Source organism: Buttiauxella agrestis (assembly GCF_900446255.1).
GTDB lineage: Bacteria > Pseudomonadota > Gammaproteobacteria > Enterobacterales > Enterobacteriaceae > Buttiauxella > Buttiauxella agrestis.
Genome location: NZ_UIGI01000001.1, coordinates 1,514,803 through 1,528,992, shown reverse-complemented (window position 1 = coordinate 1,528,992; position 14,190 = coordinate 1,514,803). Strand labels below are relative to the sequence as shown.

General features: G+C 53.3%; 13 protein-coding genes. 1 reads left to right on the top strand and 12 read right to left on the bottom strand.

From position 1 onward, the window contains the following. Nucleotides 1-85: 85 nt before the first annotated feature. From galS to DY231_RS07260, 4 genes are all read right to left on the bottom strand, one after another. Nucleotides 86-1,108 carry an HTH-type transcriptional regulator GalS gene (gene galS, locus DY231_RS07275; protein WP_115627796.1) on the bottom strand — a complete coding sequence of 341 codons (1,023 nt, stop codon included), beginning with the start codon at nucleotides 1,106-1,108 and terminating at the stop codon, nucleotides 86-88. A 156-nt stretch (nucleotides 1,109-1,264) separates the two neighbouring features. Further along, nucleotides 1,265-2,422 (bottom strand): DUF418 domain-containing protein YeiB, encoded by a 1,158-nt coding sequence (gene yeiB, locus DY231_RS07270; protein ID WP_115627795.1) that lies wholly within the window; start codon nucleotides 2,420-2,422, stop codon nucleotides 1,265-1,267. Nucleotides 2,423-2,442: 20 nt separating this feature from the next. Continuing rightward, nucleotides 2,443-3,108, bottom strand: coding sequence for a GTP cyclohydrolase I FolE (gene folE / locus DY231_RS07265; protein ID WP_034497002.1), 666 nt, complete (start codon nucleotides 3,106-3,108; stop codon nucleotides 2,443-2,445). Nucleotides 3,109-3,224: 116 nt separating this feature from the next. Beyond that, nucleotides 3,225-4,349, bottom strand: a complete 1,125-nt coding sequence (locus tag DY231_RS07260; RefSeq protein ID WP_115631785.1) for a YbfB/YjiJ family MFS transporter — start codon at nucleotides 4,347-4,349, stop codon at nucleotides 3,225-3,227. A gap of 106 nt (nucleotides 4,350-4,455) precedes the next feature. Here DY231_RS07260 and fghA point away from each other — a divergent pair, with 106 nt between their 5' ends. Next, nucleotides 4,456-5,286, top strand: a complete 831-nt coding sequence (fghA, locus tag DY231_RS07255) for an S-formylglutathione hydrolase (RefSeq protein WP_115627794.1) — start codon at nucleotides 4,456-4,458, stop codon at nucleotides 5,284-5,286. Between the two features lie 94 nt (nucleotides 5,287-5,380). Here fghA and cirA read toward each other — a convergent pair whose 3' ends face one another. From cirA to DY231_RS07215, 8 genes are all read right to left on the bottom strand, one after another. Beyond that, nucleotides 5,381-7,351 (bottom strand): catecholate siderophore receptor CirA, encoded by a 1,971-nt coding sequence (cirA, locus tag DY231_RS07250; RefSeq protein ID WP_115627793.1) that lies wholly within the window; start codon nucleotides 7,349-7,351, stop codon nucleotides 5,381-5,383. 223 nt (nucleotides 7,352-7,574) lie between these two features. Beyond that, entirely contained in the window at nucleotides 7,575-8,270 is a 696-nt protein-coding gene (araD, locus tag DY231_RS07245) for an L-ribulose-5-phosphate 4-epimerase (RefSeq protein WP_115627792.1), read from the bottom strand. Next, nucleotides 8,264-9,124 (bottom strand): L-ribulose-5-phosphate 3-epimerase, encoded by an 861-nt coding sequence (locus DY231_RS07240; protein WP_115627791.1) that lies wholly within the window; start codon nucleotides 9,122-9,124, stop codon nucleotides 8,264-8,266. Before DY231_RS07240 ends, araD begins: the two co-directional genes overlap by 7 nt. Further along, on the bottom strand, nucleotides 9,121-9,780 hold the full coding sequence (gene ulaD, locus DY231_RS07235) for a 3-keto-L-gulonate-6-phosphate decarboxylase UlaD (RefSeq protein ID WP_115627790.1): 660 nt from the start codon (nucleotides 9,778-9,780) through the stop codon (nucleotides 9,121-9,123). The genes DY231_RS07240 and ulaD overlap by 4 nt, the downstream gene beginning before the upstream one ends. Next, the gene (locus DY231_RS07230) at nucleotides 9,777-11,303 is read right to left on the bottom strand and encodes an FGGY-family carbohydrate kinase (RefSeq protein WP_115627789.1); all 1,527 of its coding nucleotides are present in this window, start codon (nucleotides 11,301-11,303) and stop codon (nucleotides 9,777-9,779) included. Before DY231_RS07230 ends, ulaD begins: the two co-directional genes overlap by 4 nt. A gap of 56 nt (nucleotides 11,304-11,359) precedes the next feature. Next, nucleotides 11,360-12,682, bottom strand: coding sequence for an MFS transporter (locus tag DY231_RS07225; protein WP_115627788.1), 1,323 nt, complete (start codon nucleotides 12,680-12,682; stop codon nucleotides 11,360-11,362). A gap of 96 nt (nucleotides 12,683-12,778) precedes the next feature. Beyond that, nucleotides 12,779-13,702: a DUF4862 family protein gene (locus DY231_RS07220; protein WP_115627787.1), complete on the bottom strand. Its 924-nt coding sequence runs from the start codon at nucleotides 13,700-13,702 to the stop codon at nucleotides 12,779-12,781. Between the two features lie 16 nt (nucleotides 13,703-13,718). Beyond that, entirely contained in the window at nucleotides 13,719-14,183 is a 465-nt protein-coding gene (locus DY231_RS07215) for a NanQ anomerase/TabA/YiaL family protein (protein ID WP_115627786.1), read from the bottom strand. Nucleotides 14,184-14,190: the final 7 nt, after the last annotated feature.

Sequence of the window (14,190 nt, the reverse complement as noted above, 5' to 3'; positions counted from 1 at the left end):
TAAAACGCTGACATCATAGTCATCGCAATGTTAATTAACTGTGAATTTACTCACAAATTGAAACCGGTTACATCAAAGACTTTATTCAGAGGGTGATCGGTGCCGCAATTTGGCGAGGAGCCACTGAATGACGGCGGACTAATGTCGGCATAAAACAGTGTGTTGCACCATTATCGAGCGTCCCCGCGGCACCCTGTAACGCCAGTTCAGTCGCCAGACGTGCCATTGAAACAATGGGGTAACGCACCGTTGTGAGTTGCGGATCGGTGTAACGCGCGATAGGAATATCATCAAAGCCAATAATGGATACATGGTGCGGCACGACAATCCCGTTATCTTTCAACGCCGTTAACGCACCTGCGGCCATGCTGTCGTTGTAGGCAAACACCGCACTGAGTTGCAAATTGCGCCCAAGCAGCTCCACCATCGCCGCTTCGCCACCTTGCATATCCGGTGAACCGACGCCAACCCAGCTTTCCGGCGGGGTGATCCCCTGCTCGGTCATGCCCCGCATCCACCCTTCCCGGCGTTGGGCGTTATCTTCAATCGCGTGACTTGAGGCCAGATAACCAATGCGCTGATGGCCCTGATTGAACAGCATTCGTGTTGCCATTAAGGCACCGCTGACGTTATCCAGCCCCACGCAGCGATGCTCATAACCTGGCACAATGCGATTGACCAAAACCATGCCTGGAATTTGATCAAGGAATTCACCCAGCTCTTGATCGCTGAGCGCTTTAGCATGAACAATCAATGCGTTACAGCGCTGACGAATCAACACTTCAATGGCATGACGTTCTTTTTCTTCCTGGTGGTAGCTATTGCCAATCAGAACGTATTTGTTGTGCTGCTGCGCCACAACATCCACTGCTTTGACCAACGCACCAAAGAACGGATCGGAAACATCCATGACCACCACGCCGATGGTGTCGCTCACCTGCGTGGCTAACGCCTGGGCGTTGGCATTCGGGCGATATCCCAGTTGCGCCACCGCCTGCATTACAGTTTCACGCGTGTCGGCGCTGACTAATGCGCTGTTATTGAGTACGCGGGATACTGTCGCCACGGAGACGCCGGCGATTCGGGCAACGTCACGAATGGTGATCATAGGTATCGACCTGACGCTGGAGGAATAAGTCTCATGGATGCACCCTGTATTTGGCAAGGTGGCTATTTTGGCAGTGAGTTGTGAATGACTACGTGAGGATGATCACATCAATGAAAACGGTTACATACATATCGTTAACGTTTGTGATGTATATCATTATCTTGCTGGATGTTTCAGTGATACCCCTGCGGCCCGCGCGGTGAGTTGCCGCCACAGCCATTCAACAGGCCCCTGGCGGAAGAAACGCAGCCAGAGCATAGAGAAGAGAATGTTAATAACCCACACGGCAGGCACCACGGCCAGCAGGGATAAACGATCAAACTTCATGAACCAGCCCATGCGGAAGAAGAGCGTGGTGCAAATCACCGTTTGCAGTAAATAGTTTGATAGCGCCATGCGCCCAACATGCGCCACGGCATTCACCAGCCACAAACGTGAAAGCTGCGGCCAGTAGCCAAATGCCAGCGCCGCATAGCCGACGGTCTGGAACGGCGCGCTCAATTCTCGCGGGGCTTGCAGTAAGAAAGCACACCAGCGATACGACCAGCCGACATGCCATTGCGCGTAAATCGACGGGATGTTGATGAGCATGCCGATCACAATCAGCCACAAACCTATGCGGCGATAATGATGCAGACTAAATTCGCCACGCAACCAACCGCTGCGCATTAATGCCGCGCCCATTAGCATCATGCCCGCCAGTTGCCAGCCATACTGCGCGCCTAGCGCCACTAAGTTCGAGGAGAGAAGATCAATGCGATTACTGATTGCCTCGGTGCCACCGTTTAGCTTCCACCACTGCTCATACTGTAAGTTGGCCGCGTCAGGTATCCACGAACGGTTTGGCGCGTCGCCGGAAATAAAGCCCAGTAACAGCAGTACCCCAACCCCGGTGAGATAAAGCATCACGCCGGTATTAAACAGGGAACGAATCCCCGGTGCGTCGCGGATCAGCCGCCAGCACACCAGCCCAACCAAGCCGTAAGCCAGCAGAATATCGCCATCCCACAGCAAAATGCCGTGCATAAAGCCGAGCAGAACGAGTAACGTCAGGCGTGACTGGATCCAGCGTTTGCCGCGATGTAACAACATCTGCAAGCCCGCACCGAATAGCAGCGCAAACAATGTGAGGAATTTGACCTGAGCGAAAAGGTCGAGAATCGCCCATGTCCAGGCGTCACTGTCGGTGACGGAGCCGGACCAGGCTGGATTGAGATACGCCGCCTTCGGTAAACCGAAGGCCACGATATTAAGCAGCAGGATGCCGAGAATAGCGACGCCACGGACAAAATCCAGCGTGATATTTCTCTCCATACACCCAGCTCACTTAATGATTAGTTATGACGCACAGCGCGCAGGAATTCCTGACGAGTGTTTTGGCTGGATTTAAACAATCCACCCAACGACGTGGTCGTGGTCGCACTTGTCGCATCCTGCACACCACGCGCTTTCACACAATAATGGACCGCATCAATAGATACCGCCACATTGTTGGTGCCAAGCAGGGTTTGCAGAGCAATCAGGATTTGCTGAGTTAAGCGTTCCTGAACCTGCGGGCGCTGGGCAAAGAACTGCACAATGCGGTTAATTTTCGACAGGCCAATCACCGTGTCTTTCGGGAGATACGAAACGGTCGCTTTCCCGTCGATAGTCACGAAGTGGTGTTCGCAGGTGCTGGTCAACGTAATGTTGCGCACCGTGACCATTTCATCGACCTTCATCTTATTTTCAATGACGGTGATTTTCGGGAAATTGGCGTAATCGAGACCGGAGAAAATCTCATCGACATACATTTTTGCGATGCGATGCGGGGTTTCCATCAAGCTATCGTCGCTCAAATCGAGATTGAGCAACTGCATGATTTCCGTCATATGTTCGGCAATCTCGCGCTTGCGGGTTTCGTTATCCAGCTCACGCACAGGTGGGCGCAGCGGGGTTTCTAAACCGCGAGCAACCAATGCTTCGTGAACCAGTGCGGCTTCTGGACTGAGTGATGACATGTTGTTTTCTCCTGCAGGTGTGGCTGACCCCTGCCCTCATAGGGGCAAAGTGTGCGCTCATTGTGCGTGAGCGCGGTCGCATAATCCAGTAGTGCGAACGATAATTATTGAAATCGTCAATACCTTCGCCACACGAGGCCACCGCTAATCAATAACGCAAAACCGGCGACATATAATGCAGGCTCAAGCTGCCCGGTCAGTGACGTCGATAATGCCGATAGCATCGGCCCAACTAACTGCCCCATCGCATAACCCGTGGTCAGCAATCCTGCCATATAGCGGGTATGTTTTGGTGCCAGCTCGCGCCCGCAGAGCAGCGATAATTGCACCGCACATAAGAAGCCTCCGCCCACCAGCAACGAACCCAGCACCAGCCCGAACATACCGGGAATCATATCTGAGGCGAATACCCCAAGGGCTTGTAGCCACAGAACCAGCGCCAGGCGTTGGTGACTTTGCAACAAATGACGCGCAGCAATACCGAGCAAAATACCGCACACTGCCGCGCCACCGAATATCGGCCAGACGAACTGCGCAAACGCGCTGCCAGGGAATCGTGCGCTGGCCATTTGCGATAGAAATGTCGCGGGCAGAATGTAGCCAAATCCCGCCAGGCTATAACTCCAGACCAGGCGTTTAAGCTGCGGCGTTAAAACCAACGGCTCTGGTGCGGTTTCCGGCCGATGTAATTCGCCTTTGCGCGGTAAGTTGCGGGCGATTAACACAATAAACAGCAGCGCTAAAACGCCATAAACCAACCATGCATGGCTGGCCGATAACCCGTAGCTGTGAATCGCAACCGCCAGCAAACCGCTGATAAATATCCCGGCCCCCGGCCCTGCAAATACCGCAGCGCTTAATCCGGGTTTACCTAAATGCGCCAGTTGCTCGTTCGTCCAGGCCGCAATTAACACCATCGCCCAACCGCTGGCACACCCAATCAGAAAACGAATTAACGCGTGCCACAATGCGGAATCTACGGTGGCTGAAAGCAGTGTTAAAATCACCGCCCCCCAGACGCCAGCCATTAATCGCAGCTCGACACGCCGGTGCGCCCGCATGGCATCCCACGCGCCAACCAGATAACCGAGGTAATTAATCGCTGCTACCAAACCCGCGCTGGTTAGGGTAAGTTGCCCTTCTGCTATCATCAACGGGACTTGCGGCGTGAATGCAAAGCGGCCAATGCCCATTGCAACGACTAACACCAAAAATCCCGTCAACGCGATACGTGCCGCCACACAGCCCCCGATTGTTACGATTTCGTTGCCAGCATGATGCAGCATGACTAGACTGGGGAGAAGTGAAAGTTATTCATCGATCTTGAATATAAATAAGGACCTCTGGATGGAACTACTAGAAGAACACCGATGTTTTGAAGGCTGGCAGCAGCGCTGGCGCCATGATTCCACAGTATTGAAATGCCAGATGACGTTCAGTATTTTTCTTCCAACGCCGCGCACCACTCCTCCACCGGTTCTCTATTGGTTGTCTGGTTTAACCTGTAACGACGAAAACTTCACCACCAAAGCCGGCGCACAGCGTGTCGCTTCTGAATTAGGAATTGTGCTGGTGATGCCGGATACCAGCCCACGCGGTGAAAACGTGCCTAATAATGAAAGTTACGATCTCGGCCAGGGCGCAGGGTTTTACCTGAATGCCACAGAAGAACCGTGGGCCGGGCATTTCCGTATGTACGATTACATTAATGAAGAACTGCCCGCGTTGATCGCTGATAACTTCAGCATTAGCGACAAAGCGTCTATTTTCGGGCATTCGATGGGCGGCCATGGTGCATTGAGCATCGCGTTGAAAAACCCAGGCCGCTACTGTTCCGTTTCTGCCTTCGCACCGATTGTGAACCCAACGCGTGTGCCATGGGGGCAAAAAGCCTTTGCGGCTTATTTAGGTGCAGACGAAGCGAAATGGCGTGAATGGGATAGCTGCTGTTTGCTGATGCAGGCTGAAAGCACGAACCCTATTCCGGTGCTTATCGATCAGGGGGATGCCGATCAGTTCCTGGCCGATCAACTACAACCGGCACAGTTTGCGGAAGTGGCGCGGCAGAAGAACTGGCCGTTAACGCTCCGCGTCCAGCCGGGTTACGATCACAGTTATTATTTCATTGCGTCGTTCGTTGAAGACCATCTGCGTTTTCATGCGGAGCATTTGGCTTAGTATTTTTCCCCTCACCCCGACCCTCTCCCCCAGGAGAGGGAGAAAACCGGATGTCCCCTCTCCCGTGGGAGAGGGCTAGGGTGAGGGCAAAAACTTAGAACGTGTAATCCACCGCCATAAAGTAACGACGACCGTCTTCGTTGTAACTGTAATCGTCACGACTCAGGTCTTTGTCACCCAGGTTCAGCACGCCCGCACGAAGTTTAACGTTTTTCGTCGCCTTCCACGCCGCACCGGTATTCCACACTACGTAACCGCCAGGCGTGGGTTCGCTGCTGGTTGTCGCACGCTGCTCGCCGGTATAGTTGGCAGAAACATAGAATGACCAGTCATCCAGTGGCACCCAGTCTACCGTACCGTTTGCGGTATGGAATGGCAGAGAAGACAATGGCTTGTTACCGCCATTACTTAAATCGCGACCATCGTTATAGGTGTAGTTCAACGTCAATTTCCATTGATCGTTAAACGGCACTTTCACCTCGGTTTCCACGCCGCGAATACGCGCTTTGTTGACGTTGTAGTATTTGAAGACTGGGCGCCCGGCGCTATCAAACCCAACAAAGTTAGGATAAGACGGTGCCTGTGCGCGGTTAGCGGTACGGTTGATATCAATCATATCTTCCAGATCGTTCTGGAAGGTGGTGATGCTCCCGCTTACGCCATCCAGCAGGCCTTCATCACCGGCGTAATACAGGCCAAGTTCAAAGCTTTCACTGGTTTCAGGTTTCAAGTCGGAACTGCCGACAATCTTACAAGAGCCACGGCAAGAGTTGCTGGTCCAGTCCGGGCTTAACTGTAATAAAGAAGGCGCTTTAAACGCGGTCGCCCAGCCCCCTTTTACCGTGACGGTGTCTGTCGCGCTATAAACGAGATAGGCACGCGGGCTCCAGTGGTCGCCGTATGTTTCGTGGTCATCCATACGGATGCCGGTGGTCAACGCCAGCGGCTCGAAAATCCGCCATTCGTCTTCCAGGAACAGTGCGTACTGGCTGGCGGATGTTTCGGAACTGCTGCCGCCAGTCAGGTTTACCGGGTCACTTAACTTATCGTGACGCCATTCACCGCCGAAGGTCAGCAACTGGTTGATCTCGCCTAATGGCAGAACCAGTTTGCCGTCGAGGCTGTTATTGCGTGAGGTGATTGGCGAGCTATTGCCCGGATTGAGGTTATCAATTTTGTCGCCATAGAAACGCAGTTCGGTATTGCCATAATCCCAACGGCCATTATGGGAAATGGAGTAATCCTGGCGTTCCATGCGGTTTTTATTCAGCGAGTCAGAATCCCTGTCCTGGCGGTCAAACCCGTAACCGAAAGTCATGTCCTGGTTTTCGGTTGGGGTCAGCGCAAATTCGGCGCTGCCGCTACGCGACGTGAAGCCTTCGATGCGCGGCGTTTCACCCGTGGCGCTGGTACTGGAAGTTTCTTGTTTGTCTTTCTCGCGCTTGCCGAGGTTGCCGTAAACTTTCACCCCGAGCAGGTCGTCAACGATTGGGCCGCTGACGAAGAAATTACTGTTATAAGAATCACCACGATCGCGTTTTTCCTGAATCGTGGTATCTGCTGTTATGGTGCCGTGCCAGGCTTTGCCGACTTTACGCGTGATAATGTTGACCACGCCGCCCAACGCATCGGAACCATAGAGAGAGGACATCGGCCCGCGCACCACTTCGATACGTTCAATCGCATCGACCGGGATCCAGTTAAGGTCGAAATCATTGTGACGGAATACGGCATTGCGCGAATTCACTCGTTTACCATCCACCAGAATCAGCGTGTAGCTGCTACTCAGGCCACGAATACTGACGCCCTGGCGGTTATCCCCTTCGTTGGTGAGCTGCACACCAGGAACTTCCTGCAAGACATCTTTCAGGTTCTGGATCGGTTTCTTTTTCAGATCTTCTTGAGTGATAACGCTAATACTGGCAGGCGCATCTTTGAGGCTTTGCTCGCTAGCAGACGCAGTCACAACCACGGTGTCTTCGTATTCCGTAGCAATAACTGGAAACGCAGCACTGATTATTGACGCGCAAAGTCCTCCCCGGACGATGGGATTCAACCTTAACATTCCTTTCTCCATGAGGTGAATGGCAAACAATACTTAACAAATAGATTGCGCTCACATTCCTAATGCGACGCTTGCTACATTGGCAAGCGACTGCAAGCTTTACTCACCAACATCCAGCTGGGGTAAAGTGTGGCGACACCATAAAATAAACGAGAATAGTTATCAATCAAATTGTTAAAATTTGTAATATGTCGCCATGCCACTCAGGAGAAAGGTTTTTTATTTATTGACCGTAATAGGCGCTTTTGCCGTGTTTACGTAGATAGTGCTTATCGAGTAATTGCGGCTGCATATTGCCGAGCTGCGGCGTTAACTGTGTCGAAAACAGCCCCATATAAGCGCACTCCTCCAGCACCACCGCGTTATGCACCGCATCTGCCGCGTCTTTCCCCCAGGCAAACGGCCCGTGAGCGTTCACCAGCACCGCCGGAACCTGTAACGGGTCGATGTCCCGCTCAACAAACGTCTGAATAATCACTTCACCGGTCTGATGTTCATATTCTCCGGCAATTTCTTCGTGCGTCATTAAGCGCGTGCACGGGATGGTGCCGTAGAAATAGTCCGCGTGTGTGGTACCCCAGGCGGGTAAATCACGCCCGGCTTGTGCCCAGATAGTCGCGTGCCGCGAATGGGTGTGAACGATGCCGCCAATGCCAGGGAAACGGCGATACAGCGCCAGATGGGTTGCGGTATCCGATGACGGTTTTTTATCCCCTTCCACGACCGCACCGCTGTGCAAATCCACTACCACCATATCTTCAGCACGCATACCGTCGTATTCCACGCCCGACGGTTTAATCACCACCAAACCCTGCTCGCGGTCGATGGCGCTGACATTGCCCCAGGTAAAAGTCACCAGATGATGCGCTGGCAGAGCGAGATTCGCCTCCAGCACCTGCTGTTTTAATGGCTCTAACATACGAATCCCCCTTCCTGCATACGTTGTTCAATCCAGCGCCGCGCTTCAATAATTTCCAGCACCGGCTCTTTGGCTTTTTCGGTCCACATTTCCACCAAAAACGCGCCGCGATAATTAAGCTGTTTTAACGTGCGGAACACGCCAACGAAATCAACACACCCTTCGCCAAACGGCACATCGCGGAATTGCCCGGCGCAGGTTTCAGTCACCCGTTGCGTGTCTTTGAGATGAATGGCGGCGATGCGGTCGATGCCGAGGGTTAATTCCGCCTGCACGTCGTTGCCCCAGGCGCTAAGATTGCCGACATCCGGGTAAACGCTGAACCACGGCGACGACAGCAACTTGTCCCACTTCTTCCATTTGGTTATCGAATTCATAAATTCGGTATCCATAATTTCCACTGCCAGCATCACCTGAGCGCCAGCCGCCTGCTCCACCGCCCACGCCAGACCTTCGGCAAAGCGCTGCTGCGTACCTTCGTCGCGTTCTTCGTAATAGACGTCATAACCCGCCAGTTGGATGGTGCGAATACCTAAATCCCGCGCCAGTTTGATGGCTTTAGTCATGACCTCGCGCGCCCGCTCGCGCACGGTTTCATCGTGGCTACCGAACGGGAAACGGCGATGCGCCGAAAGACACATCGACGGGATCGTGACGCCGCTTTCCAGCATCGCTTCAACTAGCGAAGCACGTTGCGTGGTGCTCCACTCCAGGCGTGCGAGGCGCTCATCGGTTTCATCAAGCGACATTTCGACAAAATCAAACCCACAGCTTTTTGCCAGCGCCAGGCGCTCCGGCCAGGAAAGGTGTTTAGGCAGCGCTTTTTCGTAAATCCCTAACGGATGAACTCTCATGCTTTTGCTCCCCAGATCTCGCGGATTTGCACATGGAAATCTTGCGCAACCTGCTGCGGATTAGTCGCGCCAGAAAGCGCGCGTCCGGCGATAAACGCCTTCACGTTGATATCGCGGAACAGCGGTAAATCGGCAGGTGTAATTCCACCCGTTATGGATAACTCCAGCCCGATATCAGACAGCACTTTCATCCGAGCTAAATCTTCTGCGCCCCAGGTTTGGCCGCTGGCCTGAGCATCGCGCCCACGGTGATAAATCGCCTGCCGGATGCCGGTTTTGTGCCAGGCTCGTGCGTCGTCAAACGTCCAGTTGCCAAACAGCTCAATCTGGATTTCACCGCCCCGCGCCACCGCGACCTGGTGTGCTTTTTCCACCGTTGCCAGCGGTGCGGCACAAATTACCGTCATCCAGTTAGCCCCGGCATTAAACGCTTGCTCCGCGAGAGTTTCCCCCGCGTCGGCCACTTTCCAGTCGGCCACGATCAGTTTCTGCGGGCAAAGTTGGCGTAGCTGGCGCACCGCCTCCAGCCCTTCGGTCAGGCACAAAAGCGTTCCCGCTTCGATAATATCGACGCTATCGCTTAACAAAGCGGCATCGCGCAATGCCGGTTGAAGCTCGGTGTAATCAAGGGCGAGTTGTAATAATGGACGGCTCATAATGGGTATTCCCTGGTGTTTTTTAGCGACGCGCAACGGGCATGAAAGCCCTGTAGCGCTTCAATCAGTAACTGATATTTTTGATATTTGGTTTGGTAAGCCTGCCAGGCGGCGGGATCGGGATGAATCACCCGCGTGGCATGTGTGAGTTGCTGCTGCGCCTGAGTGAAACTGGCGAACACGCCAGTGCCAACCAGTGCGGCGAGCGCCGCGCCCAGACAGCCGGTTTCTTCAACCTGCGGCAGTTCCACCGCCAGCCCGCTGACATCCGCCAGCATCTGCATCCAGACGTCGGAATGCGCCGGGCCGCCGGTTACGCGCAGGGTTTTGGCATGGCTAAACCGCTCGCGTATCCGGTTAAGGTGCGTCATGTGACTGAACACCACGCCCTCATAAACTGCCTGCAACAGGTGCCCGCGATGGTGCGACGACTGCAAGCCATAAAAGCCGCTGGTCATTTCAAGCCCGGCGTTACTGCCATACAAAAACGGTAGAAACAGGACGTCACTACCCGCTTTGGGCAATGCAGAAACCGCGCCGTTGATTTCCTTAAAACTCAGATTTCCACACTGGGCTGTCAGCCATTCGAGGTTGGCCGACGACGTGGGACTGGCTTCGTGAACAATGAACTGACCGGGTGAAACGAATCGCCCGTAAACATAAGGATGAGGTTCCTGGTCGCTGATTCCATTAGCAATGCCGCTGGTGACAGCCCAGGTTCCCATCACCGCATTGAGCGCCGTGTCATCATGCAGACCCGCGCACAATGCGGTAGAAACCACGTCGAACAGGCCGCCGACAACGGGCGTACCCGCCACCAGACCGGTAATGGCCGCCACGTCCGCCGTGATTTCCCCGCAAATTTGGCTTGAACCGACAACCGGAGGTAGCGCCGGAAAAACCTCTTCAATCCCCAGCCACGACAACAGTTGCGGGTCATACGCCCCCCGATTCATGTTGTAGAGATTGGACTCGGAAATATTGCTCTCTTCGCAACCTTTTACGCCCGTCAGGCACCAGCGCAGATAATCATGCGCCATCATCACCGTGCCAATTTGCGCGTAACGTTCCGGCTGGTGCTGCTTTACCCAGCGCAGCAATGAAACCGGATGCCCGGTCCACAGGGTCTGGCGCGTGTGCGGATAAAGCAGCTCGGGGATTTTGTCCCGCTGCCAGTCACTGACAATATTCAGCGCGCGCCTGTCGGACGAGAGCATCGCAAGCCCCAAAGGCTGGTCATTTTTATCCAGCAGGAACAGACCTTTTCCCTGAGCTGAAATGCCGATGCCTTTAACCTGATCGCCGCTGATGGCGGAACGCTTTAGCAATGTGGCAATCGTGTCGGCGCAACTTTGCCAAAGCCGTTGCATGTCCCGTTCAGCCCAGCCAGGTTTCTCGCCCACAGTGGCTAACGCCTGGCGCTGAATGGCGAACTCCCGGCCCTGCTGATCGTACAACCCTGCTTTGAGATAAGTACCACCGCAGTCGATGCCCAGCCAGAAGGCTTGCGATTGTTGCTTCATTGATTTCTCCTCAGCCTTTCGTAGGTCGGATAAGCGCAGCGTCATCCGACAAACACTCAGTGCGTCGTTAAGCGGCCATCAGGCTCAGGCAGATCGCTGCTGTTCGGCGCATCACATTTCGCCGGTAACATCAGCGCCAACAGCGAGGCAATCGCCAGTGAAACCGCCAGGCAATAAACGCCTGCATCTTTGCTGTAGAACGTAATCAACAAGCCGACGGCATACGGGCCGCAGAACCCGCCGAGATTACCGAGCGCATTGATAACACCACGCGCCCCACCGGCCATTTCTGCACTAAACAGGCGGGCAGGTATCGTCCAGAACACGCCTGCGGCGGATTGCAAAAAGACGCCGCAACCGACCAATGCGGTGTAGGAAAGCCAGATGTGTTCTTTGAGGACCACGGACATGAACATGCAGAACGCAAAGCCCATCAGCGGCAGAGCGACGAACAATTTGCGCTTGCCTGTGCGGTCAGAAAGCGAGGAGAAAATGAACATGCCCGCCATCGCGCCGACGTACGGCAGAATGGCTAACATGCCAACCTGCCCCATGGTGCTGTGGGTCAATTCTTTGAGGATGGTCGGCAGCCATAGGGTGTAGCCGTAAATCCCGGTCTGGTAGAAGAAGTTGAGTGCGATGAGTTGCCACATGGTGCGGTCAGAAAGTACCGCGCTGAGTGACGCATTCTTCACCGCCGTTTTCGCCAACTGTTTTTGTTCCGCGCTAAGCGTGTCAATCAGCCACTTTTTCTCACGTTCATCTATCCAGCGAGCTTCTTGCGGGCGGTCGCAAACGGTCAACGACCACAACACCAGTACCGCTGCGGAGAGCAAACCCTCGATAATGAACAGCCAGCGCCAGTCCATGGCAGAAATAATCCAGCCGGAAAGCGGTGCCGTGATAATCCCGGCGATGGGCACGAACATGATCACAATCGCGTTAGCGCGCCCGCGTTCGGCATCCGGGAACCAGTTGCTGATCATCGTCAGCACCACCGGCAACATGCCCCCTTCCGCGACACCCAGTGCGAAGCGTAAAAACAGCAGTTGATATTGGTTAGTAATGAAGCCGGTGAGGATGGAAATAATCACCCACGCCACCAGCGACCAGCCGATAAATTTTTTGCCGCTGCCGTGAACGGCAATTTTCCCGCCCGGAACCTGGAGGAACAAATAACCAATAAAGAAGATCCCACCCGCAAGTCCCGCCATGGTCGCGGTAATACCTAAATCACTGTCCATTCCCCCCGGCATGGCGAAAGCAATATTCACCCGATCCATATAGGAAATAATACAGGTGATTAAAATGGGTGGAATTATTCTAAGCCAGCGGCTTCGTGGAATATCATTTGTTTGGGTAACAGAGTTAGCGTTCATAAATTATTCTCGATAATAAAAAATTAGATCTGGCGTGCCCTTCAATAAAAAAGGAACGTTTTTTTTCTTAGCTCGTCGAATAATGATTATTTATAATTATGTTAGTGCGCTACGTAATGCAGAAACACCGTCAGCTAAAATAGCCACACGATGTTCAACAGAGGCTTCCGGGTTTATTTCTAATAATTTAATACCAATAAATTTAAATGACTCCAGCGGAGAAACACTCAACATTTCCCTGGCAATCTCTACCGTCAGCAAGCTTTCGTCAGCGAATGTAGAGAACGGAGCGTGTGAATCTTGCCATTCCCCGTACGGGCCATTCAAAGCGGTGCCAGAAAACATCAGCGCCGCCAGCTTCCCGGTTTGCTGGCAGAGCCGCGCGTGTTCCAGAGGAAGCGTGGTGTTGCGGCCTTCAATGGCCGATCTGGCCCAGTTAAGGCAAATCCCCAAATTACTTTTCAGCTCCTGCTCGAGGGGTAAAAAACCCTTGCGAGCATCAGGCTGAGTCATTGCATCGCAATGTTCAATCACCAACTCACAGGGCCAGTCCCAGCTTTGCAGCTCTGTTAAAGATTGAGCAAAACGTTCAGCCGCTTGCGTTACCGACGGATTACCGATCGCAGGCGCCGCCTGTATCTCCAGCGCAATCACCTTTTGTTTACCAAAGCGGTCGTTAGTGCGGCTAATTTTTTCCCACACGTGGCGATAGTATTCTACGCAACTTTTGCGCTGGGCTTCGTCCGTTGATGCGAGGCCAAATCCTCCGTTAGCACCTCTGCGGCGCATGGTTTCCATTATGGCTGTCACCACAATTTGCCAGTCATCTGGCGTATGTTTAAACAGATATTCATCGCCATAAGGATGCAAATGCTCAAGGCAAGGTTGCTCCAGCCCGCGAATACCTGGCACATCGGCTAATTTGCGCCAGAATTGTGTTTCCTGTTCTTCCCCTGACTGGTGAAACGAAGGTGCGCAGGGGTACGCGCCAATAATAAAACCGGCGTGGGTATTTTTCATTATGTGTCCCTATCAATTAAAGCTGCGTTAAAGCCACTTTCACAACAACCTTTCTTATTTCCGTTTCTTTATTTTTATTACACGCCGGACGGTGGACATCCTGCGGGAAAAATATGGCGTAGCTTCCCGGTGACATGGTTAGAAAGGATTCATTTGCCATGTTCTGATAAAAAAGAATATCGCGTTCTTCCTGGTAAGGTACCGCAATAATGTTTTCGCCATTATCCGCAGCCACACCAATGATCTCTTCCCCCCATGCCAGAAACTGAATATCAATATATCGGCGATGCACTTCCGGTGAATTGTCCTGTGACGGGCAAGTGGTTAAATCCAGTATTTGGGCGTAAATATCACGCCCCTTTATTTCGATAACCCCAGGCCCAACCGCGCGAAAATCCGTGGTACGCAAAAACTCCAGCGCCTGTGTTATCGCGGATGGCAAAACGCAGGGATTTTTATGAGCAATATGTCCAAAAATCATGGTGTTC